Here is a 22,654-nt window from a genome sequence, read left to right as displayed (position 1 = left end):
CGCGTTACTCCCCGAAAGCCGGCATGACATCGGAAAGGAAGCGCTCCAGCGAGGCCTTCTTGCGCTCGAAGCTCATGCCCGTATCGATCCAGAAGGAATATTCGTCATAGCCCATGGCCTCATAGGCCTTAAGCCGGCTAATCACCTCATCGGCATTGCCGACGACATTGTTCTTTCGCATGACATCGGTGGAAAGCATCGCGTTGGTGGCGATGTCTTCGGGCGCAATACGCTCGATCAGACCCTGATGGATCGGTTTTTCGTTTTTGAACCAGGCGAAGAAATAATTGTAATAGACGCTCATCTCATGCGCCGCCTGGGCGATATCGGCTTCATCGGAACCGACATAGGTGTGGCGAAGCAACATGATCTTCGGCCGCTGTTTTTCCGGGTTCTTGGCGCAGGCATCGTTGAAGCGGCCCATCAGGGTTTCCACCTCGTCATCGCCCTGCCACAGCGGCGTCACCTGCACGTTGCAATCATTGGCGACGGCGAATTCATGGGAATTCGGATCGCGCGCCGCCACCCAGATCGGGGGGAAGGGTTGCTGCAGCGGCTTGGGAGCGGAAGTGGTGGCGGGGAACTTGTAGAATTCGCCGTCATGGGCATAGTCGCCTGCCCACACGCCTTTGACGGCCGGGATGAGTTCGCGCATGCGCTGGCCGGCACCCCAGGCATCGAGGCCCGGAAGCAGCCGCTCATATTCAAACGAGTACGCGCCGCGGGCAATACCGATATCCAGACGGCCGTCGCAGATGATGTCCGTCATCGCCGCTTCGCCGGCAAGTTTGATCGGATGCCAGAAGGGTGCGATCACCGTTCCCGTGCCAAGACGCGCCGTCCTGGTGCGCCGCGCCAGATCGGCGATCGTCACGAAGGGGTTCGGGGCAATGGTGAAATCCATGCCGTGATGTTCACCGGTCCAGATGGCATGCATGCCGCCGCGATCGGCGATTTCGCAAAGCTTCACGAACTCCTCGTAGAGCGTCTTGTGATCCTGCGAGGCGTCCAGCCGTTCCATATGGACGAAGAGGGAGAATTTCATAGGTTTGCCGCCTTCATCGAGATGGGATGGACCCTGCCGGCAGTCTCGTTACCGACATAGACACCGAAATTGCCGATTGAACTTTCCAGCGCGAACCGGTTGACAATGTCCGCCGTCGCGCCGGAGTCGAACTTTGCCGAAGCCAGCGCGCCGGGCAACAGAAAACGGCCCTGGCGCGGTGCGTCGTCCCCATCTGCCAGCGCGTGGTAGACGATGTGCTGACGCCCATCCGTCTTGTTTTCATAAACCGAGTAAAGAAAGCCCGTCCTGACTGGCAGCCCGGTGAGCTCTTCAAGCCGCGCCGTCAGCGCCGCCACCGGATCACCGCCCGCCACGACGCAGCCGGGCAGCGACAGCACATCCTCCCCGACGAGGTAAATCTCACCACGACGCTCAAGAACCGCGCCGACAGCGATTTCACCCTCTGCCGCAGCCGAAAGCGCCTTCGCGGCCAGCATCGGTGTGAAGTAACCGCCCCGCGCATAACCGAGACCGTTCAGGCCGCTATTCTCGAAAGCCTCGATACGACCGAGCAGAATGACGTGGTCTCCGGCCTCGATAACCTCCTGCATCGAACATTCGAACCAGGCTGCAACATCGGCAAAGACCGGTGAGCCTGCCGGCGCATCCGACCAGATGGCGGCGGCAAAACGATCTTCCACCGGCCGGGCGAACGTATTGGACAGGTCCTTCTGGCCTTCCGACAGAATATTGACGGCGAAATTTTTCGCACCCGTCATCGTCGCGAAATTGCGCGAGGTGCGGGCAAGGCAGATCAGCAGCAGTGGCGGATCGAGCGAGACGGAGGTGAAGGAATTTGCGGTGAAACCCACCGGCTTTCCGGCTTCGTCGCGGGTGGTAACGATCGTCACCCCCGTCACGAAGGCGCCGAATGCGTCGCGCAGGGCGCGCGGGTCAAGGGTTGCAACGGTCATTGCGGCTCCTCCTCTAAAGCCAGCCATTCGGCCATCAGTGCATTGACGGTTTCGGGTGCGGTCAGATTGACCATATGCCGGTGCGCCTCGACGATACGGGCATAACCGCGCGGCGTGATCGCCGCCATCTGTTCCGCCATCAGGGGCGTGGAGTTCGGATCGTCCGAACCGGTCAGAAAAAGCGCCGGGCAGGTGACCGAAGGCCAGCGGTCGGCATATGTCTCGTCCCCGCCCGCAAAGGCGGTATAGGCGACCGCGTAACCTTCGGGATCGACCATTTCCAGCCAGCCTCGCGTCAATTCCCGGGCGTGCCGGCTTTTCAGATCATCGCCAAACCAGCGCAGCAAGGGGCCTTCCTTGTCCACGCCCGTGGTGCGGATCGCCGCCGCGCGCGCAAGCACCGCCGCCTTCGCAACGGGGTCGCGGCGATAAACACCGTTCAGGTATCCGGCGCGTATGATGCGATCTCCAAGGGTCGCGGCTGCACCGCCGGAAATCAGCGCACCCATCGAGTGTCCGGCGACATTGGCGCGGTCTATCCGCATATCCTCAAGGAACCGGCCGAACCAGCCGACGAAATCCTCAAGAGTACTGCCAGCCGCGAGGCGTTCGCTACCGCCATGGCCCGGCATGTCGACAGCGATGACGCGATGCGTCCTAGAAAACACCTCGATCTGCGGCGTCCAGGCTTCGAGCCGCATTCCGACCCCGTGGATGAGGATCAGGGCCTCGCCCGCGCCGGCTTCGAAATAGGCGGCCCCGCCTCCGGTCGTTTTCCGGGGGAGCGTGGCGGCGCCTGCCTTTGCACCATTGACCCGTGACGTGTCGGCGACCTTTTGCATTGGCGTCCGCCTCAAACGCCGGCCGGATTGGCGACATCCTGGCCGAGATCCTTCAAATCCTGATAACGGTCGCCGATGCGGTGATGCGGCCGGCCGCCAACGGAAGCACCGAGCGCGACCACGATCTCGTCGGCGGCCGGAGCATCGGGAATGGCCGTATGGATCGTCAGATAATGCGAACGGCGACCTTCATCATTCTTGTCCATCAGCGGGATCATGATCGGCGCATTGCCGGGGCCGCGCGTGTTGCAGAAGGCGAGATAGGATTTGGCGCCGACCGCCTGACGATAGTGATTGCCGAAGCGTAGCGTATGGATGAGCGCGGAAGCATGTTCGATCTCCCCATCCAGCCCCACGACGGCCGCCTTGCCATAGGCCTCCACCGCCTCGCCGGAACCGACAGCGTCAAGGATCATCTTCGTCAGCAATTCGCCAAGCACCGGCGCGCCTACGTGAATTTCCGGCTTCAGATCGGCGACGAAGCCTTTGCCCGCCCACGGATTCTTAACGACCGCAATGGCGGCGAACAGCTTCAACGGCGCCGCGGCAGCCTTGCCCCCCTCAATCAACGTCGTTTCGACCTGCAGCAGGGTCTTGCGGATCTGGATGGACATCAGCGCTCTCTCCGTAAATATGATGGCTTATGGTATGCCATAATATATGACTGTCAAGTACCGTAATCCCGCAAGGGCGAGCAGTGGAATTCTGGGGGATTGTCGTCGCCGACAAGTCGAGCGCTGTGGGCAACCGATTGCACTTGGCAAGCAACGATTGGAGGCGGGAAAATGGGGCAGATTTGACCGGGGCGTCATCAGCCGGGCTGGATGCGCAAGTGGCCGCCTTATACTGCGATAATGTTCCGGAAGATCAGGGCAGCGGAGGCTGGCCGCCTCTATTCCTGACTTTCAAGCCGATATCGGGAACCCGGATAGAGCAGCCGTACGGATGTAACGGCGCGGCTGGATGACCAGGTTCTGCGGCGCACGAGAAGGCAGGGCTCGTTTCGGCTGATGGCCATCAATTTGCATTCCCAGGGCTGGGGCAATGCGGCCTCGATGAATTGCTCGGTCCGCGAAATCGGTGCCGCCGCCGTGAGATAAGCATTCGGGGTAAGCGTATTGAAATCCTGCATCAGATAATCCGGAGCGATCTCCGCATTGACGAAGCGATCTTCGAGCTGGATCGGTACATCGTCTTCGTGGTGCACGATGATGGAGTGAAAAACCTTCGCCCCCACGGCGATCTCCAGCGCGGTTGCGAGATCGGGACCACAAACTTCCGTCTGGGCGAGGATCAGGCTCGGCCGATGCGTCGAACCGCGCTCCTTGATCTCGTCGGCGATGTTGCGCACGCCCATCATGCCGGCGCTTCGCTTTTTCGGGGCGACAAAAGACCCGCGCCCCTGCACGCGAACGATCACCCCCTCGGTTGCCAGCTCCCGCAGGGCGCGGTTTGCCGTCATGCGACTGATACCCAGCATGTCGACGATCTCGTTTTCGGAGGGTATCCTGTGGTTGGTCAACCACTCACCGCTGGCGATCTTTTCCTTGATCTGTTCTTTCACCCGCTCATACAGCGGCAGGGAGGAGCGATCGCCCGAGACAGGAAACTCGTTTTCGGTGACGGGCAGCATTGAAACTCCTAAAAATCGGGCGACTGCACAAAACGCAGCCAGAATCCGCGCAAGCACAAAATTATCACATCCTATCTTGCTTGTCTTTCGCAAATGTGTGAAGTTACATATACAACTCGAGGGGAAAACAATGGCAAGCGAAGACTCGATCTCCAGCGGCCGCAAGTCTCCCGCCGATAGTCGGGGCGATATTCGAATGCCCGCCCAGCGCAACGGCAGGAACTGCCATACCGGTGCCGAAACTATGCTCGACGGTTCGGTCGCGCAATATGCGCTGAAAGACCGCCGTTGCAAGAACCCGCCAACCGCATACGCCTTCGACTCGGAATGGCCAATGCGCGTGAAGCATATGAATTTCTCAAAGTTGTATAGTGAACTTCCGACACGCCGCTCCAGGGTGAACATCGAATTCCATATTGATTCGACGAGCGCCCGACCGCGGATTTCGACGGGACATGAAATGCATCAATGACCGTTGGGCTCAGGGTTAGACATCTGCCCGGGGCACGCCCGGCTGAAGCCACAAAACGCATGCCAGCAACTTGCCAATCATCAAACCAAAAGGGGAATGCAATGCTGAATTCAAAGCTGAAAATCGCGCTGGCCACCACCGCGCTCATCATGGGAGCCTATGCCGGGTCCGCGAGAGCGGAAGGCTATTGCGCCGCTGGAAAGACCATCACCTTCGCCGGCATCGACTGGGAAAGCGGTGCCTTCATCACCGAAGTCATGAAGGAAATCCTCTCCAAGGGCTATGATTGCAAGGTCGATTCCATTCCCGGCAACTCCGTGACGCTGGAACAGGCGACCGCCAATAACGACGTGCAGATCTTCGCTGAAGAATGGATCGGCCGCTCCGACGTCTGGAACAAGGCCGCGGAAGCCGGTCAGGTAACATCGGTCGGCAAGACCTTCGTCGGCGCCGCCGAAGGCTGGTTCGTGCCGGAATACCTGGTCAAGGGCGACCCGGCAAAAGGCATCGAAGCCAAGGCGCCGGACCTGAAGAGCGTCGAACAGCTTTCCGACCCGAAGATCGTCGAACTGTTCAAGGATCCGGAAGAGCCCACCAAGGGCCGCTTCCTCAATTGCCCCTCGGGCTGGACCTGCGAGGGCGTCAATACCGCCAAGCTGCAAGCCTACAAGCTGGAAGCAAACTATGTGAACTTCCGCCCCGGCACAGGCACCGCTCTCGACGCCGCAATTGCCGCCGCCTATCTCCAGGGCGAGCCGATGCTGTTCTATTACTGGAGCCCGACGGCAATCATGGGCAAATACAAGCTGGTCCAGCTGCAGGAGCCGGCCTATAGCGACGCCTGCTGGAAGGAACTGACAAGCGCCGATGGAAAGCGCGACGCCGGTTGCGCCTTCCCCTCCGTCGAGGTGGCCTATGGCGTGAACAGCACCTTTGCGAAGGAAGCGCCTGACATCATCGCGATCCTTGAAAAGGCGACGTTCCCGCTGGAAGAGATCAACTCCAGCCTTGCCTACATGACCGACAAGCAGGTCGACGCGACAGCCGCTGCCAAAACCTTCCTTCAGACCAAGGCCGATATCTGGGGCAGTTGGGTTTCTGCGGAGGCCAAGGCGCGTATCGAAGCCGCCGTCAAGTAAACATCGCAGGCGCGCCGGGCTTCCGGCGCGCATTTTCCCGTCAGGACAGGGGCCGGCTTCCGGACATGGGGTCGGCAGGCGCGAGGACGACACCAATGTTTCCTGAAGTTTTCCATATTTCCATCCGAGGCCCGATCAACGAGATCGTGCGTTCGCTGGTGGTGAATTACGGCTCCGTTTTCAAGGCGATCTCGCAGACGATCCTGCAGGCGATCCTCTTCGTGGAATGGGTGCTGCGCGGTCTGCCCTGGTGGGTCATTTTTCTGGTCTTCCTGGTGCTCGCCTGGTTCGCGGCGAAGAAGATTTCGCTCGTCATCATGGTGGCTGTGATGCTTTTCATCGTCGGCGCGCTCGGTCTCTGGGACCTGACGATGCAGACGCTGGCGCTGATGCTGATCGCCAGCCTCATCTCCATCGTCATCGGCGTGCCCATGGGCATCCTGCTTGCCAAAAGCGAGTGGGCAAGGCGCATCACCCTGCCGGTGCTCGACGTCATGCAGACCATGCCGAGCTTCGTCTATCTCATTCCCGCCATCATGCTTTTCGGCCTCGGCAAGGTCCCGGCCGTGCTTGCCACCATCGTTTATGCCGTCCCGCCGCTGATCCGCCTGACCGATCTCGGCATCCGGCAGGTGGACCGGGAAGTGGTGGAGGCGGCAACCGCCTTTGGCGGCAGCCCGCGACAAATCCTCTTCGGCGTCGAATTGCCGCTCGCCACGCCCACGATCATGGCCGGCCTCAACCAGACGATCATGATGGCGCTCTCCATGGTCGTCGTCGCCTCGATGATCGGCGCGCGCGGCCTTGGCGAGCAAGTACTCAACGGCATCCAGACGCTCGATGTCGGCAAGGGCCTCGAAGCGGGCCTCGGCATCGTTATTCTCGCAATCGTGCTCGATCGTATCACCCAGGGTTTTGGCCGATCCAGCCGGAAGGAAATGGGCAATGACTGATATCCATATCCGCAACGTGTCCAAGATCTTCGGCAGCAACTGGAAGGCTGCGCTCGCCATGGCGCAGCAGGGCGCGGAAAAGAGCGACATCCTGGCAAAGACGGGATGCAGCGTCGGGCTCGACAATGTCAGCCTCGATATAGCGGGCGGCCGCATTTTCGTGATCATGGGCCTCTCCGGTTCCGGCAAGTCGACGCTGGTGCGCCACATCAACCGCCTTATCGAACCGACAAGCGGCGAGATTCTCGTCGGCGACGACAATGTTCTCGCGCTGAAGCCGAAAGATCTGCGCGACTTCCGCAACCGGCGCGTCAGCATGGTGTTCCAGAATTTCGGCCTGATGCCGCACCGCACCGTGTTGCAGAACGTCGTTTATGGCCAACGCGTGCGCGGATTGACCAAGGCCGATGCGCGGCCCATCGGCATGAAATGGATCGAGACCGTCGGCCTTTCTGGCTATGAGGACAAGTTTCCGCACCAGCTTTCCGGCGGCATGAAGCAGCGTGTCGGCCTCGCCCGCGCGCTGGCCGCCGATACCGACGTCATCCTGATGGACGAGGCCTTTTCGGCGCTCGATCCGCTGATCCGCGCTGATATGCAGGACCAGTTGCTGCAGCTCGAAAAGAACCTGCACAAGACCATTGTTTTCATCACCCACGATCTCGACGAGGCGCTCCGCATCGGCGCGCAGATCGCGATCCTGAAGGACGGCAAGCTGGTGCAGGTGGGAACGCCGGACCAGATCCTCAACAGCCCCGCAAACGACTATGTCGCCCGTTTCGTGGAGCGCCGTACGGGTGCGAGAGAAGGCCAGCATGGCTGATACGATCACCATCGATCGTGCCCTCACCTGGCAAGAGATCGCCGCTGTTGCAAAGGGCGCCACGCTTTCCCTGTCGGATAAAGCGTGGCGGCGCATTGCCGAAGCCCGCGCCATCGTCGATGCACTCGTCCAAAAACGGGTGCGCGGTTACGGCATCAATACGGGTGTCGGCGCGCTCTGCGATGTCATCGTCGACATCCCGCAACAGCAGGCCCTCTCCCGCAACATCCTGCTCAGCCACTCCTGCGGCGTCGGAGAACCGCTCGGGCGCGAAGAAACGCGCGCCATCATGGCCGCCCAGATAAACAACTTCGCGCATGGTTATTCCGGCGTGCAGGTCAAAACGGTCGAAGCACTGCTCGCCCTGCTGAATGGCGATATTCTTCCCGTCATTCCGTCAAAGGGCTCGGTGGGTTACCTCACCCATGCCGCGGCGATAGGGCTGGTGCTGATCGGCGAAGGCCAGGCCCGCCACGGCGGCGAACTCATCAGCGGCAGGCAGGGGCTCGAAAAGCTCGGCCTCGAACCCATGGTTCTGCAGGCGAAGGAGGGGCTGAGCCTCGTCAACGGCACCCCTTGCGCCACCGGCCTCGCCAGCCTCGCGCTCGCCCGCACGACGTCGCTCCTTGACTGGGCCGATGCGGCAGCGGCGATGAGCTATGAAAACCTTGGTGCGCAGGCCGATCCCTTCGCCGCAGGGCCGCTGGCACTGCGCAGCTCACCCGGCATCCAGACCGTCGGCGCAAACCTGCGCCAGCTTCTGGCGGCAAGCCCGCTGCTTGCCCGGTCGGCCGGATCGCGCACGCAGGATCCGCTCAGCCTGCGCGCCGTGCCGCAGGTGCATGGCGCCGTTCGCGACAGCGTCGCGCAGATCGCGGACGTCGTAGACCGCGAGCTCGCAAGTGTCACGGACAACCCGGTCGTCGGCGGCACGCCGCAAGCGCCCGAGGTCCATTCCCAGGCCCATGCCGTCGGTGCGGCGCTCGGGCTTGCCATGGATGGGCTGGCGACGGCCGCAGCCGAACTTGCGGCGATTTCCGAGCGGCGTATCGACCGGCTCGTCAACCCGCTTGTCAGCGGGCTGCCCCCCTTCCTGGCGGAAAGCGATGGTGTCTGTTCCGGTTTCATGATCATCCAGTACACGGCCGCAGCGCTTGCCGCAGAAAACCGCCGCCTCGCCGCCCCCGCCAGCCTCGATGGCGGCATCACCTCCGCCTTGCAGGAGGATATACTGACACATGCCACCGCCGCCGCCGACAAGACGCTTTCGATTATCGGCAATCTGGAAACCATTCTCGCAATCGAGATCATGAGCGCCGCGCAGGCCTACGACATGCAGCCAGACGAAGCCGGCCGTGCGCCCGGCACCGATACGCTCTACCGGCGTGTCCGGACGGCGGCGCCATTTTACCGTGACGACCAGCCGCTCAACGATCTGGTAGCTGCCGTTCGGGAAATGCTGCAAACCACGCTTGCGGGAATAGGTGCCGACGCAGGCTAGATACTGCGTCGGAAATTTTCGCCGCACACGAGACGGGAGAGGTTACTCTTTGCCGGTCTTCTGGGCGATGAGGACAGCTTCCGCAATCGCGCTTGCGCTCGCGACATGGTCCAGAGCCGCCTTGTAAGCGGCGTCTCCATCCCCCTGACGGATGGCTTCGACGATCTTTTCCATTTGCGCCGGACCTTCGGTATCGCGGCTTTTCGTTTTGATCGTCATCGAACGAAGATGGTTGATCCGCACCGTCAGCAGGTTGACGACGCCCCAGGCGACATGACGGTCGATCTTGCTGAACAGCGTCTGATAAAAAGACGAGGTATGCGCCAGAACGCCCGGCATATCCTTTTCGACATAGCTTTCGCGGATATGACTGAGGGATGCTTCAAGCGCTTCCACGATGGCAGGATCGCGGCGCTCCGCACAAAGGCGCGCCGCCATTCCCTCCAGCGCACCGCGAATTTCATAAATCTGCTTCGCCTCATCGAGATCGAGCATCGCGACCATCGGGCCCTTGTTCGGCAAATTCGCCACAAGCCCCTCGGATTCCAGATGCCGCAGGACCTCACGAACGATGGTGCGGGAAACGCCGAGCTGGGCGCAGAGATCGCGCTCGACCAGACGGTCGCCCGGGCGGAAATAACCGTTCACGATGGCGTCACGGACCTTGTCGAGAGCGAGTTCCCTCAGCGTCTTTGTCGGGCGCTCAACGCGAATGGCAGTTCCTTGCGAAGCATCTGTCATGGTATCACCTCTTTTGACACCTCCCGTTTCGTCGCAACGCGGTTACGAACAAGAGCGGGAAATGGCTTTTGTATTATGGCGTACCAACTTATTTAGCGCCGTGCTCTCTTTAAGGCAACATCAGCACGGCTCACGCAGAATGCTCATCCCATTCTTTCCGAAGCGTAAGAGCCGGGACCTGGGGGAAACACCACGGTTCGGCTGCCGTTCAGGAATACACGCCGGTGAATATGGGCGTGTATGGCACGCGCCAGCACCTGCGCCTCCACGTCGCGGCCGAGCGACACGTAATCCTCGGCCGACTGGGCATGGGTGATGCGCACGGTATCCTGCTCGATGATCGGTCCCTCATCCAGATCGGCGGTCACATAATGCGCCGTCGCGCCGATCAGCTTCACACCGCGCTGATAGGCCTGCTTGTAAGGGTTGGCCCCCTTGAAGGAAGGCAGAAAGGAGTGGTGGATATTGATGATCCTGCCCGACATCGCCTCACACATCCTGTCGGAAAGCACCTGCATGTAACGTGCCAATACGATGAGTTCCGTACCCGCACTTTCCACGATCTCCATGATCCGGGCTTCGGCCTGCGGTTTGTTCTCTTTCGTCACCGGAATGTAGTGGAACGGAATGTCGTGATTGACGACGACCTTCTGGTAGTCGAAATGGTTGGAAACCACACCGACAATGTCGATCGGCAGCGCCCCGATGCGCCAGCGGTAGAGCAGGTCATTGAGGCAATGGCCGAAGCGCGACACCATCAAAAGAACCTTCATCCGCTCTGCCTGATCGTGCAGCGCCACCTCCATGCCGAATTTTTCCGAGATCGGAGCAAGCCCGGCCATCAACGCGTCGCGTGTCGCACCCTCCTCGGAAATGAAACCCACGCGTATGAAAAAACGGCCGGTGCCGAGATCGTCGAATTGCGAACTGTCGACGATGTTGCACCCCTTCTCAGCGAGAAAGCCTGAAAGGGCGGCGACGATGCCGCGGGTGGATTTGCATGTCACGGTCAGGACGAAGTTCGTCATCTGGCACTCTTTCTGTCATCGATAAAGCATGTCTCCCAAAAGTGTGCAGCGGTTTTGGAACCAAGACATGCTTAAAAACAAAGATCTAAAGCGCGGGGCATGAACCAGATTGGACGCAACGCGCTTTAGTGAAAAACCCCGCGCTCTTGATCAGCGCGGGGAAAAGCCGCAAGGGCGGCGGGGAAAACCGGACTCAAACGTCGAGGGTGGTCTGATGCTCCCAGGCGGTGAATTGCGAGCAATAGCTGTTCCACTCGCCCTGCTTGAGCTTCAGATAGGCCTTGGAGAATTCCGTGCCGAGAGCCTGCTGCAATTCCGCATCCTTCTCATATTCGCGCAGCGCATCGAGAAGGTTGAGTGGCAGCTTCGGTGCATCCGTGACCTTGTGGCCCTCGCGATACATGTCGATATCGTAGTGCGGACCGGGATCGGCCTTGGAGCGGACACCGGAAAGGCCGGCGGCGATGATGATGGCCTGCAGCAGATAGGGGTTCACGGCGCCATCCGGCAGGCGCAGTTCGAAACGCCCCGGGCCCGGCACGCGCACCATATGGGTGCGGTTATTGCCGGTCCATGTCACCGTATTCGGCGCCCAGGTCGCGCCGGAAATGGTGCGCGGCGCGTTGATGCGCTTGTAGGAATTGACCGTCGGATTGGTGACCGCCGCAAGAGCCGACGCATGTTTCATGATGCCGCCGAGAAACGTCTTGCCCTTGGCCGACAGACCGAACGGCATTTCCCTGTCGGCAAAGGCATTGACCTTGCCGTCGAGGTCCCAGACCGAAATATGGGCATGGCAGCCATTGCCGGTCAGGCCCTTGAACGGCTTCGGCATGAAGGTGGCGCGCAGCCCGTGTTTTTCGGCGACGGATTTGACCATGAATTTGAAGAAGGAATGTTTGTCTGCGGTCTGCAGCGCATCGTCATATTCCCAGTTCATCTCGAACTGGCCGTTCGCGTCCTCATGGTCATTCTGGTAGGGCTTCCAGCCCAGCTCCAGCATGTAATCGCAAATCTCGGCGATCACATCGTAACGGCGCATGACGGCCTGCTGGTCGTAGCAGGGTTTTTCCGCCGTGTCGTATTCGTCGGAGATTTTCGCACCGTCGGGCGAAATCAGGAAAAATTCCGGCTCGACGCCTGTCTTGACCCTGAGCCCCTCGCCCGCCGCTTCCGCGATGAGTTTTTTCAGAACCACACGCGGCGCCTGCTCCACCGGCTGGTCTTCCATCACGCAATCGGCTGCCACCCATGCGACATCCTTTTTCCACGGAAGCTGGATGACCGAGGAAGCGTCGGGCACGGCGAAAAGATCGGGATGGGCGGGCGTCAGATCGAACCAGGTGGCGAAGCCCGCAAAACCCGCGCCATCCTTCTGCATATCGGCAATCGCTTCTGCAGGAACCAGCTTGGCGCGCTGGCCGCCGAAGAGATCGGTATAACTGATCATGAAATATTTGATGCCCTTTTCGGCAGCAAATTTGGAGAGGTCCAGTGTCACGTCATTCCCCTTTTTTGAATATCAGACACTTCATCGAAAAAAGACGGGCACATCCTCCCAAATGCGCCCGTCCGTTCTTTATGGCTTAAAAGCTGCCTTTGCCCGGGAACCAGTTGGTTCCCGCCAGCGGAACCTGCGCCATGGCGGCAGCCTCCATCGTCAGCGCCACCAGATCTTCCGGCTCCAGATTGTGGAGATGGTTCTTGCCGCAGGCACGCGCGATAGTCTGCGCCTCGAGCGTCATGACCTTCAGATAATTGGCAAGACGGCGGCCGGCGGCGACGGGATCGAGGCGAGCGGCAAGCTCCGGATCCTGCGTGGTAATGCCGGCGGGGTCTTTGCCCTCGTGCCAATCATCGTAAGCGCCGGCCGTGGTGCCGAGTTTCTGGTATTCGTCTTCCCATTTCGGATCATTGTCGCCGAGCGCCACCAGTGCCGCCGTGCCGATGGCGACCGCATCGGCACCAAGCGCCAGCGCCTTGGCGACATCCGCACCCGAACGGATGCCGCCGGAGACGATGAGCTGCACCTTGCGGTGCATGCCGAGATCCTGAAGCGCCTGCACGGCGGGGCGAATGCAGGCGAGCGTGGGCATGCCGACATTTTCGATGAAGACATCCTGCGTGGCGGCCGTACCGCCCTGCATGCCATCCAGCACCACCACATCCGCACCGGCCTTCACCGCCAGCGCCGTGTCGTAATAGGGCCGCGCGCCGCCGACCTTGATATAGATCGGCTTTTCCCAGTCGGTAATTTCGCGCAGTTCGAGGATCTTGATTTCCAGATCGTCCGGGCCGGTCCAATCAGGATGACGGCAGGCGGAGCGCTGATCGATACCCTTCGGCAGGTTGCGCATATTGGCGACGCGATCGGAAATCTTCTGGCCGAGCAACATGCCGCCGCCGCCCGGTTTCGCGCCCTGGCCGACGACGACTTCGATGGCGTCCGCACGGCGCAGATCCTTTGGGTTCATGCCGTAACGCGAGGGCAGGTACTGATAAACCAGCGTCTGGCTGTGGCCGCGCTCCTCATCCGTCATGCCGCCATCGCCCGTCGTGGTGGAGGTGCCGGCGATTGTCGCGCCACGGCCGAGCGCTTCCTTGGCGTTGCCTGACAGAGCGCCAAAGCTCATGCCGGCAATGGTGATCGGCGTTTTTAACGTGATCGGCTTCCTGGCGAAGCGAGTGCCAAGCGTCACGGTGGTATCGCATTTCTCGCGATAACCTTCGAGTGGATAACGCGAGATGGACGCGCCGAGAAACAAGAGATCGTCGAAATGCGGCACCTTGCGCTTGGTGCCTGCGCCGCGAATATCATAGATGCCGGTCGCAGCCGCGCGGCGGATTTCCGCCAGCGTATGGTCATCGAAAGTTGCGGATTTGCGCGGCGGGGTGAAGGGGTTGTGATAGCTCATCGGAATGTCCCTCGCCTCAATACGCGTCGGCGTTGTCGATGTTGAAATTGTAGAGCGTGCGGGCCGAGCCGTAGCGCTTGAACTCGTCAGGGCTGACATCCGTGACGCCGGCCTTTCCCAGAAGTTCTGCGAGCTTTTCGAGATGTTCGGGCCGCATCTCCTTCTCGATGCAATCGGCACCCAGGCTCTTCACCGAACCGCGCACGAAAAGCTTCGCCTCATAAAGGGAATCGCCAAGCGCATCGCCCGCATCGCCGCAGACGACGAGATGGCCGGACTGGCCCATGAAAGCCGACATGTGGCCGATATTGCCCTTCACGACGATATCGATGCCCTTCATGGAAATGCCGCAGCGGGAGGCGGCATTTCCCTTGATGACCAGAAGCCCGCCGCGGCCTGTGGCGCCAGCATATTGCGAGGCGTCGCCCTCGATGACGACCGTGCCGGACATCATGTTCTCAGCGACACCCGGCCCGGCCGAGCCGTGCACGGTGACGGTGCCGCCATCATTCATGCCGGCGCAATAATAACCGACCGAACCATGCACATCGACGGTGACAGGGCTGTCGATACCCACCGCCACGGCATGGTGGCCGCGCGGATTGACGACCTCGAATTCGGTGTCGTTCGCGCCCGAGGAAAGACCATGGAGCGCCTTGTTGAGTTCACGCAAAGGCGTGTGGGAGAGATCGAAAACTGGCATGGATTATGACTTTCAAAACAGGCGCCGATGACGGGTCTCAGGCGGCCTTTTCATGGTCCCAGAAATAGACGGTCGCAGGCTCCGGCTCCCACACCCGGGCATTTTCAATGCCAGGCAGGTTGACGAGCGCGCGGTACTCCGAACCGAAAGCGACATATTGGTCGGTCTCGGCCATGACAGCCGGCTTGCAGGCGATGGGATCCCGCACCACGCCGAAACCGGATTTGGTGCCGACGACGAAAGTGAAGAAACCATCGAGATCGTCGAGCGCGCCAGTCAGCGCCTCGCCCAGATCCTTGCCCTTGGCCATTTCCGCGGTGAGATAGGCGGCGGCCACTTCCGAGTCGTTCTGGGTCTCGAAGACCATGCCTTCGCGCACCAGTTCGCGGCGCAGATTATTGTGGTTGGAAAGCGAGCCATTATGCACCAAGCACTGGTCTGCGCCGGTGGAGAAGGGATGCGCGCCAAGCGTCGTCACCGCCGATTCCGTCGCCATGCGGGTGTGGCCGATGCCATGGGTGCCGGCCATGGAACGCACGTCAAAACGGGTGACGACATCCTTCGGCAGGCCGGTTTCCTTGTAGATTTCGACGCAGTCGCCGGAACCCATCACGCGCACATTCGGGCGGATTGCGGAAAGAACCGGACGGATGCCATCCAGTTTTTCGGCGGGAATATCGAGAACAGCATGAGTGCTTTTTACCGTGACCACGGCATCGACGCCGCTTTCCTTCAGCGCTTCGGCGAGGCCGGAAAAATCAGCGGCGGGATCGGCCGACTGGATCGTCACTTTCGCGCGGCCATTGGCAGCGCTTCCGTAGATCGCGATGCCGGCCGAATCCGGGCCGCGATCGGTCATTGTGACGAGCATGTCCGAAAGCAGCTGACCCAGCTGCGGTTCAAGGCTTTTGTCTTTCAGGAATAGTCCAACAATGCCGCACATCGACAGGCACCTCCATTCGTTTCCGAATGAAGGGCTAACATATGGAATTCCATTCCGTCAACTATCAGGAATATTTTTTTCTTCTAAGGCAAATTCTCAGTCATTGCCCAGTCGCCTTTGCGGATAGGAAATGATCGACAGATAACGGGCGGGAAGCTTCACCAATTCCTCCGGCCCGTGCGGCGCATCGGCGTCGAAAAACAGGCTGTCGCCGGCCTGCATGGTGAAAAGCTGCTCGCCGTGGCGGTAAACCACCTCGCCTTCCAGCATGTAGAGAAACTCCATTCCCTCATGCTGGAAGGTCGGGAACACGTCCGAATCCTTGGTCAGCGTGATGAGATAGGGCTCGACGGTAACGCCGCTGGTATTGTTGTCGATATGGCCGAGCAGGCTGTATTGATGACCGGCGCGCGTGCCCCTGCGCTCGATATTCACGCCCTGCCCCGCCTTGACGAAGGTGGCGCTGCGCGGTTCCTCGAAACCGCGAAAGAAGGCCGTGATCGGCACGCCCAGCGCCTTTGAAAGCGTCTGCAGCGTGGTGAGCGACGGGGAGATATTGCCGTTCTCGATCTTCGAGAGCATGCCGACAGAAACGCCCGTGGCCGATGCAAGATCGGTGACGGTGATGCCGAGCTTCTTGCGATAGGCGCGGACCTCGTGGCCGATCGCCATTTCCAGATTATTCACCCTTGGCTCGCGAACGGCATGCGGATCCTGTGACAGGAACTGCGCAGCTTCGCTCTGAGTGGCATCCTTGGCCATGGTATCCTCCGGTATCGTCGTGTTTTTCCTTCCTTACAGGAAAACTATTTTAATTCGGAGGAAATCTTTGCCGCATGGCATTCGGCGTATGGCCAAAGCGGGCCTTGAAGCTCCCTGAAAAATGTCCGGCGCTGGAAAAGCCGGTGGCGAAGGCTACTTCCGCGATGGAGAGCGGGCTTTGCTCGAGCAATCGCCGGGCGTGATCGAGGCGGATCGCGCGGTATGTTTCCAGAAATGTCGTTTTCAGATGGGTCGCAAAAAGCCGGTCGAGGTGGCGCGCGCTTGTGCCCGCCAGCTTTGCCATGGTCTGCCGGTCGAGCGGACTTTCGATGGTCGTTTCCATTTTTTCCAGCACGGCCAGCAGGGCCGGATGGTTGGTGCCATGGCGCTCGGCGGCGGAACCCCTTTGCGGCGCGCCGGGTTCGGCCACGGCCGTGTGCAGATACCAGTCGCTGACACGCCGTGCGAAATGAGCACCCATTCTCTGCGAAATCATCGCATGCATCATGTCGAGGGGCGCGACGCCGCCGGCGCAGGTGATGCGGTCCCCGTCGAAAACAAACCGCGCCTGCCGGGGCGTCAGATGGCCGAAGGCCTCTTTCAGCACCGGCGCATGTTCCCAATGGATGGTGAAATCGCGGTTTTCCAGCAATCCCGCCGCCGCCAACACATAAGCGCCGCTGGAAATGCCCCCGATCCGGACACCCTGCCGCGCCAGCCGCCTTAGCGTCCCATAGGAATTTTCCGCAACGGTCCAGTCCTGCGGCCCGCCCCCCGCGCAGACGAAGATCGTGTGGCATCTTTCGCCTGTGGTGGCGAGCGCATCACATTCGACAATGATGCCGGAAGAACTTCTGACGGCCGCGCCATCGAAAGAAAGCGGAACCACATCGTAAAGATCGGTTCCGGCGATCAGATTGGCGGCCCTCAATGGCTCCGCGGCCGAGGCGTAAGACATCAGCGCGAAATTCGGAACCAAGATGAAACCAATGCGCTGGACATTCTTCTGCTCAATGATCGTCATGTCTCTTTTTTAAATCATTATGTCCCTTATTTGCAATTCCCTTTCGAACGACGCCGGTAAGCTTGCGCCATATCGTTCGAGGTACGCAGATGCGCTATTCCGCCTTTTCCATTTTCAAGAACGGCCTTTTCGGCAACAAGGCGTGGAAACCCGCCTGGCGTGAGGTGTCTCCGAAACCGCATTATGACGTCATCATCGTTGGCGGCGGCGGACACGGCCTGGCGACGGCCTATTATCTTGCGAAAGAATTCGGCGTCACCAATGTCGCGGTGCTGGAGAAAAACTACATCGGCTCCGGCAATGTCGGCCGTAACACCACGATCATCCGCTCCAATTATCTGCTGCCGGGCAACAACCCGTTTTACGAGCTTTCGATGAAACTGTGGGAAGGGCTGGAGCAGGATTTCAATTTCAACGCCATGGTTTCCCAGCGCGGTGTGCTAAACCTCTATCATTCGGATGCCCAGCGCGACGCCTATACAAGGCGCGGCAATGCCATGCGACTGCACGGCGTCGATGCCGATTTGCTGGACCGCGCCGCAGTCAAGGCCATGCTGCCGTTTCTCGATTTCGACAATGCCCGCTTTCCGGTGCAGGGTGGCCTGCTGCAAAGACGCGGCGGTACCGTGCGTCACGATGCCGTGGCCTGGGGTTATGCGCGCGGCGCAGACAGCCGCGGCGTCGATATTATTCAGGGCTGCGAGGTAACCGGCATTCGCCGCGAAAACGGCCGGATCGTGGGTGTGGAGACCGCCAAGGGCTTCATCGGCTGCGGCAAGCTGGCGCTCGCGGCAGCCGGCAATTCCTCGCAGGTGGCCGCCATGGCCGGGTTGAAACTGCCGATCGAAAGCCATGTCTTGCAGGCTTTCGTGTCGGAAGGGCTGAAGCCCTTTATCGATGGCGTCGTCACCTTCGGGGCGGGCCATTTTTACGTCTCGCAATCGGACAAGGGCGGCCTCGTATTCGGCGGCGACATAGACGGCTATAATTCCTACGCCCAGCGCGGCAATCTGGCGACGGTCGAGCATGTGGCGGAAGCCGGCAAGACGATGATACCGGCGCTCTCGCGCGTCCGGGTGCTGCGCTCCTGGGGCGGCATCATGGATATGTCGATGGATGGTTCGCCAATCATCGACCAGACCCCTATCGACAATCTCTACCTGAATGCCGGCTGGTGTTACGGCGGCTTCAAGGCGACGCCCGCCTCCGGTTTCTGCTTCGCCCATCTTCTCGCTCGCGGCACACCGCAGGAGACGGCGACGGCCTTCCGGCTGGACCGCTTCCGGCGCGGTTATCTCATCGATGAAAAGGGCCAGGGAGCCCAGCCCAACCTTCACTAAATTTGCAGCGGGATTTCAGGCGGCAATCGCTCACAGTTTTCGCCATCCCGCTATCTGGCGGATCAAGGACATCTGAAATGGCAAGTCTCGTGCCCTGCCCGCATTGCGGGCCAAGACCCAAGGAAGAATTCACCATCAAGGGTGCAGCCCTCCAAAGGCCGGCCGCCGATGCCGGCACCGAGGAATGGTTCGACTATGTCTATCTGCGCGACAATCCGCGCGGAGCCTATGAGGAATATTGGCACCACACCTCCGGTTGCCGCCGCTGGCTGGTCGTGGCCCGCGATACCGTGACCCACGAAATATCCGCCTGCCGCGATGCTGCCGACAAGACGAAAGTGACAAGCGCATGAGTTCCAACCGCCTGAAGACCGGCGGTCTGATCGACCGCTCCAAACCGCTCTCCTTCACCTTCGACGGCAAGCCGATGTCAGGCTTTGCGGGTGACAGTCTCGCCTCCGCCCTGCTCGCCAACGGCCAGAAACTCGTCGGTCGCAGTTTCAAATACCACCGCCCGCGCGGCATATTGACGGCGGGTGCAGCTGAGCCGAACGCGCTGATGACCATCGGCCGCGGCGGGCGCACGGAGCCGAACACCCGCGCCACCATGCAGGAGCTTTCTGCCGGGCTGGAAGCCAACAGCCAGAACCACTGGCCCTCTCTCGATTTCGATATCGGCGCCTTGACCGGCCTTCTGTCTCCCTTCCTCGGTGCGGGGTTCTACTACAAGACTTTCATGTGGCCTGCCGCCTTCTGGGAAAAGGTTTATGAGCCCTTCATCCGCAAAGCCGCCGGCCTCGGTAAAGCAAGCTACGAGGCGGACCCGGATGCCTATGACAAATGCTGGGCGCATTGCGACCTGCTGGTGATCGGTTCCGGCGCGGCCGGGCTCGCCGCAGCCCTTGCCGCAGGACGCGCCGGCGCGCGCGTCATCATTGTGGATGAACATTCCCTCGCAGGCGGCGGGCTTCTTTCCGAGACAGCGGCCATCGGCGGCAAGAGCGCTCCGGATTTCGCGGCGCAATGCTTCGCCGAACTCGACGCTTTGCCGAATGTAACGGTGCTGACGCGAACCACGGCCTTCGGCTGGTATGACGGCAACGTCTTCGGCGCGGTGGAACGGGTGCAAAAGCACCTGCCAGATCCGAAAGCCCATGTGCCCGTGGAGCGCCTGTGGCGCATCGTCGCCAAGCGGGCGCTGCTTGCCACCGGCGCGGAAGAGAGGCCGCTGGTCTTCGGCGGCAACGATATTCCCGGCGTGATGATGGCGGGCGCCATGCGCAGCTATCTCAATCGATATGCCGTCAGCCCCGGCACGGCGACGGCAATTTTCACCACCAATGACAGCGGTTATGCGCTCGCCCGCGATCTGGAGGCGCAGGGCGTCGCTCTTGCCGCCATCATCGACAGCCGTGAACAGGGCAATCCGGGCTATGAAGGCAAGGCGCGCGTCATCAAGGGTGGCGTCGTCTCGAATGCCAAGGGCGGCAAGGCGCTTTCCGCCATTGAGGTTTTTGCGAATGGCCAGGCGGAGAGCCTGAATGTCGATGCGCTGGCCATGTCGGGCGGTTTCAGCCCCATCATCCATCTCGCCTGCCATCGCGGCGGCAGGCCGGTCTGGTCGGAAGACGATGCCGCTTTTCTGGCGCCCGGCAATCTCAAGGGGCTGGAACTCGCCGGCGCGGTTTCCGCAATAAACGGTATCGCCGCCTGCCTTGAGGATGGTGCGCGAAAGGGCGCAGCCTTGGCGCAAGAGCTCGGCTTTGCATCAACCGCACCGACATTCGGCACGGTGGAAAACGATATCGTGGCCCCACCCGCAAAACCGCTCTGGTCCATTCCCGGCATCAAGGCGAAAGCCTTTGTCGATTACCAAAACGACGTTCACCGCAAGGATCTCGGCCTCGCCATCCGTGAAGGTTATGGCCATGTCGAACTCGCCAAACGCTACACCACGAATGGCATGGCGACGGATCAGGGCAAGCTTTCGAATGTCAATGCCATCGGGCTGCTGGCCGAAGCGCGCGGTATCTCCCCGGCGGATGTCGGCACCACGACGTTCCGGCCGTTTTATACGCCCGTCTCCTTCGGCGCACTGACTGGGGCCTATCATGGCCAGCATTTCCAGCCGGTGCGCAAATCGCCACTGCATGGCTGGGCCGAGAAAAACGAGGCCGTCTTCGTCGAAACCGGGCTCTGGTATCGCTCCTCCTGGTTTCCGCGCGAAGGTGAAAACGGCTGGCGGGAAAGCGTCGACCGTGAGGTTCTGAATGTGCGCAAGAATGCCGGGCTCGGCGATGTATCGATGCTTGGCAAGATCGAAATCTGTGGCAAGGACGCCGCCGAATTCCTGAACAGGGTTTATTGCAACGCTTTCCTCAAACTGCCGGTCGGCAAGGCGCGTTATGGCCTGATGCTGCGTGAGGACGGCATGATCTATGATGACGGCACCACCAGCCGGCTGGAGGAAAACCGCTTCTTCATGACGACCACCACCGCTTATGCGGCGGGCGTCATGAACCATCTGGAATTCTGCGCGCAGGCGCTCTGGCCTGATCTCGACGTGCGGCTTGCCTCCGTCACTGATCAATGGGCGCAGATGGCGATTGCCGGACCGAAGGCACGCACCATTCTGCAAAGAATCGTCGATGAAGATATTTCCGATGAAGCCTTTCCCTTCCTTGCAGCCCGGGAAGTCTCCCTGTTTGGCGGGCAACTGCATGGACGCCTGTTCCGGATTTCCTTCTCCGGCGAACTGGCCTACGAGCTTGCCGTCCCGGCCGGTTACGGCGAAAGCGTCGCCGACGCGCTGATGGAAGCCGGCGAGCCGGAGAATATCATGCCCTATGGCGTCGAGGCGCTTGGCGTGCTGCGCATCGAAAAGGGCCATGTCACCCACAATGAAATCAACGGCACGGTGGTGCCCGCCGATCTCGGCTTCGGCAAAATGGTCTCCACCACGAAGACCGATTTTATTGGCCGACGGATGCTGGAGCGCGAGGGGCTTTCCGACGCCGACCGTCCAAGTCTCGTCGGCGTCGTGCCGCTTGATCCAAAACAGTCCTTCCGCACCGGCTCGCATATTCTTGCGAAGAATGCCACGGCAACGCTGGAGAACGATCAGGGTTATGTGACCTCCAGCGCCTTCTCACCGCATCTGGGTTCGACCATCGGTCTCGCCCTGGTCAAGAATGGCCCTGCGCGGCATGGCGAGGAAATCATGGTCTGGAACGGCCTGCGCAACGACTTTACCCAAGCCCGCCTTTGCAACCCGGTTTTTGTCGATCCTCAAAACGAGAAACTCCATGTCTGATTTCAAGTCTGATCTCAAGTCTGACTTCCGGCCGACGCTCCGCCCGGTGCTGGGCGCAAAGCGAGCGATTGCCTCCACCGCCATCGAGCTCTCTCCCCTGCCGGAAGGCACGGTCATCCACGTTCTGGCCGCACCCGGCGCAGCGGATTTGGAAGCCCGCCTTCGCGACCTTGCCAAAGGCGATATACGCGTGGTCTCACCGGGCCAATGGTTCATCGTCGGCGAGCACACCCTGTCTCATGCCGATATGAAGGCGCTTCTTGCAGCGCTCGAACCTCTGGCAACGGGTGTGGACCAGAGCCAGGGACGCGTTCGCATCCGCATCGAAGGCAAGATGGCCGAGCGGGTTCTGGCCAAAGGCACGGCGGTCGACCTGTCTCTAGCAGCCTTCCCGGTGGGACATTCCGCCGCGACGCTGATCGGCCACATCGCCGCCCACCTCACCCGCGTCGACGGACAGGTCTTCGAAGTCATCGTGCTGCGCGGTTTTGCCGAAAGCCTGTGGGACGACCTTGCCCGGATGAGCCTCGAATTCCAGTGAT

At 60.7% G+C, this 22,654-nt stretch carries 22 protein-coding genes; 9 read left to right on the top strand and 13 right to left on the bottom strand.

Going from position 1 to position 22,654, the window contains the following annotated elements; all coding sequences use genetic code 11:
* Positions 1–4: 4 nt before the first annotated feature.
* The 5 genes from F3H58_RS19015 to hutC all read right to left on the bottom strand — a co-directional run bounded on the left by F3H58_RS19015 (position 5) and on the right by hutC (position 4,455).
* Entirely contained in the window at positions 5–1,045 is a 1,041-nt protein-coding gene (locus tag F3H58_RS19015; RefSeq protein WP_149743306.1) for an LLM class flavin-dependent oxidoreductase, read from the bottom strand.
* Complete coding sequence (locus F3H58_RS19010; protein ID WP_149743305.1) at positions 1,042–1,980, bottom strand: flavin reductase family protein; 939 nt, start codon at positions 1,978–1,980, stop codon at positions 1,042–1,044. Before F3H58_RS19010 ends, F3H58_RS19015 begins: the two co-directional genes overlap by 4 nt.
* Positions 1,977–2,822: an alpha/beta fold hydrolase gene (locus F3H58_RS19005; protein WP_149743304.1), complete on the bottom strand. Its 846-nt coding sequence runs from the start codon at positions 2,820–2,822 to the stop codon at positions 1,977–1,979. Before F3H58_RS19005 ends, F3H58_RS19010 begins: the two co-directional genes overlap by 4 nt.
* An 11-nt stretch (positions 2,823–2,833) precedes the next feature.
* Complete coding sequence (locus F3H58_RS19000) at positions 2,834–3,436, bottom strand: amino acid synthesis family protein (protein ID WP_149743303.1); 603 nt, start codon at positions 3,434–3,436, stop codon at positions 2,834–2,836.
* Positions 3,437–3,714: 278 nt separating this feature from the next.
* On the bottom strand, positions 3,715–4,455 hold the full coding sequence (gene hutC / locus F3H58_RS18995; protein ID WP_188128985.1) for a histidine utilization transcriptional repressor HutC: 741 nt from the start codon (positions 4,453–4,455) through the stop codon (positions 3,715–3,717).
* Between the two features lie 130 nt (positions 4,456–4,585).
* On the opposite strand from hutC, the gene F3H58_RS18990 reads away from it, so the two are divergent.
* The 5 genes from F3H58_RS18990 (at position 4,586) to F3H58_RS18970 (ending at position 9,343) form a co-directional block, all read left to right on the top strand.
* On the top strand, positions 4,586–4,927 hold the full coding sequence (locus tag F3H58_RS18990; protein WP_149743302.1) for a hypothetical protein: 342 nt from the start codon (positions 4,586–4,588) through the stop codon (positions 4,925–4,927).
* Between the two features lie 101 nt (positions 4,928–5,028).
* Positions 5,029–6,066 carry an ABC transporter substrate-binding protein gene (locus F3H58_RS18985; protein ID WP_149743301.1) on the top strand — a complete coding sequence of 346 codons (1,038 nt, stop codon included), beginning with the start codon at positions 5,029–5,031 and terminating at the stop codon, positions 6,064–6,066.
* A gap of 95 nt (positions 6,067–6,161) precedes the next feature.
* The gene (locus F3H58_RS18980; protein WP_003519593.1) at positions 6,162–7,019 is read left to right on the top strand and encodes an ABC transporter permease; all 858 of its coding nucleotides are present in this window, start codon (positions 6,162–6,164) and stop codon (positions 7,017–7,019) included.
* Entirely contained in the window at positions 7,012–7,842 is an 831-nt protein-coding gene (locus F3H58_RS18975; RefSeq protein ID WP_149743300.1) for a quaternary amine ABC transporter ATP-binding protein, read from the top strand. Before F3H58_RS18980 ends, F3H58_RS18975 begins: the two co-directional genes overlap by 8 nt.
* Positions 7,835–9,343, top strand: coding sequence for an HAL/PAL/TAL family ammonia-lyase (locus F3H58_RS18970; protein ID WP_149743299.1), 1,509 nt, complete (start codon positions 7,835–7,837; stop codon positions 9,341–9,343). The genes F3H58_RS18975 and F3H58_RS18970 overlap by 8 nt, the downstream gene beginning before the upstream one ends.
* 42 nt (positions 9,344–9,385) lie before the next feature.
* Here F3H58_RS18970 and F3H58_RS18965 read toward each other — a convergent pair whose 3' ends face one another.
* The 8 genes from F3H58_RS18965 to F3H58_RS18930 form a co-directional block, all read right to left on the bottom strand.
* Positions 9,386–10,084, bottom strand: a complete 699-nt coding sequence (locus F3H58_RS18965; RefSeq protein ID WP_149743298.1) for a GntR family transcriptional regulator — start codon at positions 10,082–10,084, stop codon at positions 9,386–9,388.
* 143 nt (positions 10,085–10,227) lie between these two features.
* Positions 10,228–11,112, bottom strand: coding sequence for a formyltetrahydrofolate deformylase (purU, locus tag F3H58_RS18960; protein ID WP_149743297.1), 885 nt, complete (start codon positions 11,110–11,112; stop codon positions 10,228–10,230).
* Positions 11,113–11,305: 193 nt separating this feature from the next.
* Complete coding sequence (gene glnT / locus F3H58_RS18955; RefSeq protein WP_149743296.1) at positions 11,306–12,613, bottom strand: type III glutamate--ammonia ligase; 1,308 nt, start codon at positions 12,611–12,613, stop codon at positions 11,306–11,308.
* Positions 12,614–12,698: 85 nt separating this feature from the next.
* Positions 12,699–14,027, bottom strand: coding sequence for an FMN-binding glutamate synthase family protein (locus tag F3H58_RS18950; RefSeq protein ID WP_020813492.1), 1,329 nt, complete (start codon positions 14,025–14,027; stop codon positions 12,699–12,701).
* Between the two features lie 16 nt (positions 14,028–14,043).
* Positions 14,044–14,730: a GltB/FmdC/FwdC-like GXGXG domain-containing protein gene (locus F3H58_RS18945; protein ID WP_149743295.1), complete on the bottom strand. Its 687-nt coding sequence runs from the start codon at positions 14,728–14,730 to the stop codon at positions 14,044–14,046.
* Between the two features lie 37 nt (positions 14,731–14,767).
* The gene (locus tag F3H58_RS18940) at positions 14,768–15,673 is read right to left on the bottom strand and encodes a class II glutamine amidotransferase (protein ID WP_149743294.1); all 906 of its coding nucleotides are present in this window, start codon (positions 15,671–15,673) and stop codon (positions 14,768–14,770) included.
* Positions 15,674–15,769: 96 nt separating this feature from the next.
* The gene (locus F3H58_RS18935; protein WP_202048287.1) at positions 15,770–16,435 is read right to left on the bottom strand and encodes a helix-turn-helix domain-containing protein; all 666 of its coding nucleotides are present in this window, start codon (positions 16,433–16,435) and stop codon (positions 15,770–15,772) included.
* A 49-nt stretch (positions 16,436–16,484) separates the two neighbouring features.
* Positions 16,485–17,459: a GlxA family transcriptional regulator gene (locus tag F3H58_RS18930; RefSeq protein ID WP_149743293.1), complete on the bottom strand. Its 975-nt coding sequence runs from the start codon at positions 17,457–17,459 to the stop codon at positions 16,485–16,487.
* Positions 17,460–17,548: 89 nt separating this feature from the next.
* On the opposite strand from F3H58_RS18930, the gene F3H58_RS18925 reads away from it, so the two are divergent.
* The 4 genes from F3H58_RS18925 to soxG all read left to right on the top strand — a co-directional run bounded on the left by F3H58_RS18925 (position 17,549) and on the right by soxG (position 22,653).
* Positions 17,549–18,799, top strand: a complete 1,251-nt coding sequence (locus F3H58_RS18925; RefSeq protein ID WP_149743292.1) for a sarcosine oxidase subunit beta family protein — start codon at positions 17,549–17,551, stop codon at positions 18,797–18,799.
* A 77-nt stretch (positions 18,800–18,876) separates the two neighbouring features.
* Positions 18,877–19,152: a sarcosine oxidase subunit delta gene (locus F3H58_RS18920; RefSeq protein WP_149743291.1), complete on the top strand. Its 276-nt coding sequence runs from the start codon at positions 18,877–18,879 to the stop codon at positions 19,150–19,152.
* Positions 19,149–22,112, top strand: coding sequence for a sarcosine oxidase subunit alpha (locus F3H58_RS18915; protein ID WP_149743290.1), 2,964 nt, complete (start codon positions 19,149–19,151; stop codon positions 22,110–22,112). The genes F3H58_RS18920 and F3H58_RS18915 overlap by 4 nt, the downstream gene beginning before the upstream one ends.
* Positions 22,105–22,653 carry a sarcosine oxidase subunit gamma family protein gene (gene soxG, locus F3H58_RS18910; RefSeq protein WP_149743289.1) on the top strand — a complete coding sequence of 183 codons (549 nt, stop codon included), beginning with the start codon at positions 22,105–22,107 and terminating at the stop codon, positions 22,651–22,653. The genes F3H58_RS18915 and soxG overlap by 8 nt, the downstream gene beginning before the upstream one ends.
* The last annotated feature ends 1 nt before the right edge of the window (position 22,654 follow it).

Source organism: Rhizobium sp. NFACC06-2 (assembly GCF_900101425.1).
GTDB classification, from domain to species: domain Bacteria; phylum Pseudomonadota; class Alphaproteobacteria; order Rhizobiales; family Rhizobiaceae; genus Agrobacterium; species Agrobacterium leguminum.
This window is presented reverse-complemented; position numbering and strand designations above follow the sequence as displayed.

Bases quoted from the DNA above. Each gene is read 5' to 3' on its own strand.
- purU (WP_149743297.1), bottom strand. From the start codon at position 11,112: ATGACGAACTTCGTCCTGACCGTGACATGCAAATCCACCCGCGGCATC.
- F3H58_RS18965 (WP_149743298.1), bottom strand. From the start codon at position 10,084: ATGACAGATGCTTCGCAAGGAACTGCCATTCGCGTTGAGCGCCCGACA.
- F3H58_RS18920 (WP_149743291.1), top strand. From the start codon at position 18,877: ATGGCAAGTCTCGTGCCCTGCCCGCATTGCGGGCCAAGACCCAAGGAA.
- F3H58_RS18935 (WP_202048287.1), bottom strand. From the start codon at position 16,435: ATGGCCAAGGATGCCACTCAGAGCGAAGCTGCGCAGTTCCTGTCACAG.
- F3H58_RS18945 (WP_149743295.1), bottom strand. From the start codon at position 14,730: ATGCCAGTTTTCGATCTCTCCCACACGCCTTTGCGTGAACTCAACAAG.
- F3H58_RS19010 (WP_149743305.1), bottom strand. From the start codon at position 1,980: ATGACCGTTGCAACCCTTGACCCGCGCGCCCTGCGCGACGCATTCGGC.
- F3H58_RS19005 (WP_149743304.1), bottom strand. From the start codon at position 2,822: ATGCAAAAGGTCGCCGACACGTCACGGGTCAATGGTGCAAAGGCAGGC.
- F3H58_RS18950 (WP_020813492.1), bottom strand. From the start codon at position 14,027: ATGAGCTATCACAACCCCTTCACCCCGCCGCGCAAATCCGCAACTTTC.
- soxG (WP_149743289.1), top strand. From the start codon at position 22,105: ATGTCTGATTTCAAGTCTGATCTCAAGTCTGACTTCCGGCCGACGCTC.
- F3H58_RS18940 (WP_149743294.1), bottom strand. From the start codon at position 15,673: ATGTGCGGCATTGTTGGACTATTCCTGAAAGACAAAAGCCTTGAACCG.
- F3H58_RS18975 (WP_149743300.1), top strand. From the start codon at position 7,012: ATGACTGATATCCATATCCGCAACGTGTCCAAGATCTTCGGCAGCAAC.
- F3H58_RS18985 (WP_149743301.1), top strand. From the start codon at position 5,029: ATGCTGAATTCAAAGCTGAAAATCGCGCTGGCCACCACCGCGCTCATC.
- F3H58_RS18925 (WP_149743292.1), top strand. From the start codon at position 17,549: ATGCGCTATTCCGCCTTTTCCATTTTCAAGAACGGCCTTTTCGGCAAC.
- F3H58_RS18980 (WP_003519593.1), top strand. From the start codon at position 6,162: ATGTTTCCTGAAGTTTTCCATATTTCCATCCGAGGCCCGATCAACGAG.
- F3H58_RS18990 (WP_149743302.1), top strand. From the start codon at position 4,586: ATGGCAAGCGAAGACTCGATCTCCAGCGGCCGCAAGTCTCCCGCCGAT.
- F3H58_RS18930 (WP_149743293.1), bottom strand. From the start codon at position 17,459: ATGACGATCATTGAGCAGAAGAATGTCCAGCGCATTGGTTTCATCTTG.
- F3H58_RS19015 (WP_149743306.1), bottom strand. From the start codon at position 1,045: ATGAAATTCTCCCTCTTCGTCCATATGGAACGGCTGGACGCCTCGCAG.
- F3H58_RS18915 (WP_149743290.1), top strand. From the start codon at position 19,149: ATGAGTTCCAACCGCCTGAAGACCGGCGGTCTGATCGACCGCTCCAAA.
- F3H58_RS18970 (WP_149743299.1), top strand. From the start codon at position 7,835: ATGGCTGATACGATCACCATCGATCGTGCCCTCACCTGGCAAGAGATC.
- hutC (WP_188128985.1), bottom strand. From the start codon at position 4,455: ATGCTGCCCGTCACCGAAAACGAGTTTCCTGTCTCGGGCGATCGCTCC.
- F3H58_RS19000 (WP_149743303.1), bottom strand. From the start codon at position 3,436: ATGTCCATCCAGATCCGCAAGACCCTGCTGCAGGTCGAAACGACGTTG.